The sequence below is a fragment of the Mongoliimonas terrestris genome (assembly GCF_001927285.1).
Classification (GTDB): Bacteria; Pseudomonadota; Alphaproteobacteria; order Rhizobiales; family Pleomorphomonadaceae; genus Chthonobacter; species Chthonobacter terrestris.
This window is the reverse complement of sequence record NZ_MSIG01000039.1, coordinates 1-5,270: the sequence shown is the minus strand read 5'-3', so window position 1 is coordinate 5,270 and position 5,270 is coordinate 1. Positions and strand designations below refer to the sequence as shown.

The 5,270-nt window shown below is 76.3% G+C and carries 2 protein-coding genes; both read right to left on the bottom strand.

What is annotated here, in order from left to right; genetic code table 11:
• Positions 1-1,218, bottom strand: a 1,218-nt coding sequence (locus BUQ68_RS24480; RefSeq protein ID WP_075218264.1) for a DUF2793 domain-containing protein, incomplete at its 3' end; no start/stop codon positions are given.
• Entirely contained in the window at positions 1,211-5,110 is a 3,900-nt protein-coding gene (locus tag BUQ68_RS22440) for a baseplate multidomain protein megatron (protein WP_075218263.1), read from the bottom strand. The genes BUQ68_RS24480 and BUQ68_RS22440, both read right to left, overlap by 8 nt.
• Positions 5,111-5,270: the final 160 nt, after the last annotated feature.

The window sequence follows — 5,270 nt, the reverse complement described above, 5'->3', positions numbered from 1 at the left end:
GCGATCCCAGCCGTCCGCGCCGCCGTTGCCGGCCGTGCCGCCCGCCCCGCCGGCCGCCACGCGCACGCCGCTCGACGCCACCCGGTAGCCGCGGCTGCCGTTGCCGCCGGCGCCGGCCGCCCCGCCCGTGGTCGCGAGGCCACCGCCGCCACCGCCGCCGCCCGGCCCGATCCCGAGCGCGAAGTCGATGCCCGCCGCCCCCGTCGGCGCGCCGCCCTGGCCGCCGTTGTTGCTCCCCGCGAAGCTGCCGCCGCCGCCCCAGCCGGTCATCGACCCGCCCGGCACACCGCCCGCCCCGCTGCCGCCCCGGTCGGCGGTGAGCAGGTTGTCGCCGCCGTCGCGGATCACCGTCGTGCCGCCGGCCCCGCCCGAAACCCCGTTCGTGTCGTTCACCGTTCGCGCCGCCGCGCCGGGGCCGCCCGCGCCGATCTCCACGGTCAGCGTCGCCGGCAGTTCGTCCGCCAGCCATTCCTCCCGCGACCAGCCGCCGGCCCCCCCGCCGCCGCCGCCGCGCCGCTCCGTTCCGGCCGCCCCGCGCCGGCCGGAACCGCCGCCGCCGCCGCCCGCCACCAGCACTGCCACCACCCGCCGGGCCCAGGCGGGCTTGGTCCAGGTGCCGCTCGCCGTGAAGGTCGCCACCTCCACCCGCTGGCTGCCGAGCGCGAACGCCACCCGCCCGCTCGTCCGGTCCACCCGCATGGCCTCGCGCCAGTCCGCGCCGTCGTGGCTCACCTTCAGCGCCAGATCGTCGTCGGCGATCAGCCCGAATTCCGCCCGCCCGCTCCACCCGGTCTGGAACATCAGGCTGCCGGTGTCGCCCGCCGCCGCCTTGTTCACCCGTGCCCGGGCCGAGCCGCCGGTCGCTACCAGCCAGGCGAAGTCCGCAAGGTCGATCCACGCCCCGGCGAGCCGGGCGAGCACCCGCCGCTCGTCCGCCACCACCGCCAGCCAGCCGTCGCGCGGCGTCTCGAACGCCCAGGCCGTGCCGTCGAACCGGGCGATCCGCCCCTCCATGCCGGCGAAGGCGCCGGTTCCGCCCGTCGGCACCAGATAGCGGTCGCCCGCCGCCGGGGCGGACGGCGGCGCCGCCGTCGTCCGGCTCGCCACGGCAAGCTGCACCAGCGCGTCGAGGGCGGTCAGCGCCTCGTTGTGGGTCACGTGCTTCTGTGCCTGGTCGGCCGCCAGCAGCGGCAGCTTCAGGTTCGCCGTCTCAGACATCGATCGTCCTCCGCGTCATCGGGCTTGCCACCGCCCCGTCGCCGATCTGCTCCACGCCGAGGTCGAGCGCCGCCGGCGGGCCGCCGAAGTCCGCCGCCTGCTCGGCCGCCCCGTAGGTCGCCGCCGGCCCCGTCGTCTCGATCACCCGCCGCACCAAGGCCCCGGCGAACACCGTCAGCCGGTAGCGCTCCGCCGTCTCGCCGAGCGGCACCTCCGCGCCGGCCCAGCCGTCGCCGCCGATCCGCGTGCGGCGGATCCAGCCGATCGCCACGTCCCCGGAGGCCAACCGCCGCGCCGTCAGCCGCACCGGCGACAGCGGCCGCAGCCCGACGCCCAATGGCACGCCCGCCACCGCCGTCACCGCCACATCGCCCACGTCCCGCCCCGCCGGCCCGACCCGAAGGTCGAGCAAGGACCCGACCGCCGCCCGGTCGATCGGCAGCGCCACCGCGCTCCCGTCGAGGAGCACCATCGTGGCCCCCGCCGGATGCCCCGCCGCCGCCAGCGCCTCCGTGCCCTTCAGCCCACGCAGGAGCCCGCTCAGCCGATAGCGCCGCTCGCCGACGAGCAGCGCCGTCTGGAACCCCACCAGTTCGAAGCCGCCCGTCCCGCTGCCGACCGCCAGCACGTTCGCCCCCGCCAGCACCGCCTCGGCCGTGCGGCTGGAAAGCGTCCCGCGCACCAGCGCCACCTCCACCGCGCCGCCCCGGTCCCAGCGCCACACCGGCCCGGGCGCAAGCGCCGTCTCCAACGTGCCGATCACCGCCGGCCGCTCGACGGCGGCGAACACCGCGAAGCCGTCGCCGATCCGCCGGTGCACGTCGAGCCGCCCCGGCCAGGGCACGGCGGTCGCGGCGATCAGCGGCCGGTGCGCCGCCGCGCCGTCATCATTCAGCAGCGGCAGGTCGAGAAGCACCGCCTCGGCCGGCGAGTCGCCGATCGGCCCCGCCACCCGCCGCCCCGCCTCCGGCGCCGGCAACACCGCCGCCACCGAAAGGTCCACCCGGCGCGCGTCCACCGCCCGCACCGGCCCGTCCTCGATCCGCTCGATCAGGCAGTCCACCGCCTCCGTCCCGCCTGCCGTCTCGCGCACCAGCCGCACCACGTCGCCCGCCTCCAGGGCAAGCGCCGTCGGCGGCAAGCTGAACCGCAGCCGGTCGCGGGCGGCGTCGAGGTCGCGGAGCGCCGCCTCAGCCTCGGCGCGCATCACCGCCTCGGGCGCGGCGAGCGGCAGGGCGAGGTCGCGGCTGCCGCGTCCGCCGGGCCGCCGGGCCGACACCACCGTCTGCCGCCCGTCCGAATCCCCCTCGAAGAAGGTCACCGCCAGCTCCGCCGGCGCGTCCTCCGCCTGGGCGCGGCGGCTCTCCAGCACCGGCCCGTCCGCCGGCTCGACGAGATCCGCGCCCTCCAGCGTCGCCGCCAGCCGCGTCGGCCGGTCGGCGAACACCAGCCGGTCGCCGCGCTCCGTCACGGTGAAGCGGAACAGCGCCGCGAGCGGCTCCAGGAGGCTGCGCGGGCTTGCCCGGCCGGGCGCCACCAGCCCGTCCACCACCGCCGTCAGCCCGTCCGTCTCCACCGCCGTCACGCCGCAGTCGGCCAAAACGGCGCGCACCGCGTCGTCGAGCGGCGCCGCCCCCATGCGGCCGGTGATCCAGTGCCCCGTCCGCCAGTTGGCGCCGTCCGCCCACACGGCCCCGGCGAGCGGAAAGTCCGGATAGGGCCGCGCGTCCCAGGTCCACACGTGCGCCCGGTCGTGCTCCACCATCCGCCGCCCGTCCCGCACCGACGGTGGGTTCTGGCTCTCCTGAAACCCCGCCGACGCCGGGTCGAACCGGCCGATCATCGCCTCCAGCGCCCGCCGCTGCATGCCGTCGTCCCGCCGCCCGGCGGAAAAGCGCGGCGCGCGCCCTTCCGACGACACCAGGTCGGGGAACACGTTCGGCTCGTTGGCGCCCCGGTCCACCGCCGGGCAGCCGATCTCGGTGAAGCGGATCGGCTTCAGCCCCGGCAGCCAGCCGGTCGGCGTCGCCACCTCCACCCCGCCCACCCGGTCGCGGTGGGCGTTCTCCCACCACCCTTTCAGGTCCTTGAAGCGGAACATCCACGGCTTGCCGTAGGCGCCGTCGGTGATCGGCGTGCGCGCGCCCGCCAGCCGGTCCGCCTCGCTGGCGTAGTACCAGTCGAACCCCTCCCCGCCCGCCACGTTGGCGGCGAGATACCCCCGGTCCTTCGGCCCGTCGGCAAGCGCCGCGTCCGCGTGGCTGCCGTCGCGCCAGTCGGCGAGCGGCCAGTAGGCGTCGATGCCGACGAAGTCTACGTTCGGGTCCGCCCACAAGGGGTCCAGGTGGAAGATCCGGTCGCCGCTCCCGTCCGCCGGATGGTGGCCGAACCACTCGGTCCAGTCCGCCGCATAGCTCACCTTGGTGGCGGCCCCCAGCACCGCCTTCACGTCGGCGGCGAGCGCCCGCAGCCCCGCCACGAAGGGCCGCGGCCCCGCCCCCGGCGCCGTCCGCACCGCCGTCAGACCGGGCAGTTCCGACCCCACCAGAAACGTCTCCACCCCACCCGCCGCGAGGCAGAGATGGGCGTAGTGCAGGATCATCCGCCGATAGCGCCACTCCGCCGGCCCGGCATAGACCACCCGCTCGCCACTGACCGTGAAGTGCGCCCGCGCGGCGCTCCCGAGAAAGGCCGCGATCGCCGTCCCCGCCGCCGCCGTCTTGTCCGGCGTGCCCGGCCGCCCGGGCGCCGGATGGCATGTGATCCGCCCCCGCCACGGATAGACCGGCTGCGACGCCGCCCCGGACCACGGGTCCGGCCGCGCGTTGCCCGCCGGCACGTCCATCATCAGGAAGGGATAGAGCGTCACTGCCAGCCCGCGCGCCTTCAGCGCCCGGATCAGCGCCACCACGCTGGCGTCGTCCGGCGTGCCGCCGAACGCCGGCCGCCCGTCGACGTTCGAGACGACGGCCGCCGTCGCCCGCTCCGCCCCCGCCACCTGCCAGACGAGCCCGGTCGTTGCCCGGCCCGGGTGCTCCACCTTCGGCCACACGGTGCAGACGTCGGCACGCAAATCGTCGCCGAACCAGGCCACCACCACCGCCACGCTGGCCAGGTTCGGGCACACCGCCTGCAGCTCGTCGAGGCTCGCCTCAACGTCGCTCGCCGCCACGGTCTGATTGCGGTTCTCCGACTCGGTCACGCCCCGGCGCACCGCCCGGTTCACGGGCGTCGGCGCATAGCCGAATTCCGTCGCGCCGGGGATCAGCGTCACCGCCCGCACCCGCGGCTCCAGCCGCCCCACCGGGCGGATCACCTCGAAGGCGAACTGCGGCAGGCTGTTGCCATAGGCGTCGAGCGGCAGCCGCTCGAACACCACATAGGCCGTGCCCCGATAGGCCGGCGTGCCGTTCACGCCCTGCTTGGCCTCGATCAGGCTGTCCGGCCCCTGCGCCTCGTCGCCGCCATGGACCCGCATGGTCACCCGCGTCAGGTCCAGGAGCACCCCGTTCGCCCACACCCGCCCCACCCGCGCCACCGGCCCCTCGCAGAGCCCGATCGCCACGTTGGCGAAGTAGGCGAAGGTGGTCGTCGTCGGTCCGCCCTTGCCGCCCGCGCTCTCGCTGGTCGCCACCTCCTCGAAGCGGGTCGCCCAGATCACCTGGCCCGACAGCCGCACCCGCCCATAGACCCGCGGCATGGCCGCCCCCTCGGTGGAGGTCTGCACGGAAAGGTCGGCAAGCCGCCCCACCGCCCGCCCCTCGCCCCCGATCAGCGCCCGATCCACCGCCGCCCCGGCGAGCCCCCCCAAGGCCTGCCCGATCACACTCCCCACCGGCCCGAACACCGCCCCCACCGCACCGCCCACCGCCGAGAGCACGAGCGACCCCATAGCGTTATCTCCATGTGTTAAGACGGTTTGGAAGAAGGCCATGAGAGGCGCGGTGGCGTCGACCGTCCGGCGAGGCCGCAGACCCAGCGCGGCTGTCCCGCGTCAGACCACGCACCCCCGCACCCCTCCCGCTCCTCGATCGTCATGGTCCGCGCAGGCG

Coding starts and splice junctions, on each gene's coding strand:
- BUQ68_RS22440 (WP_075218263.1), bottom strand. CDS start 5,110: ATGGGGTCGCTCGTGCTCTCGGCGGTGGGCGGTGCGGTGGGGGCGGTG.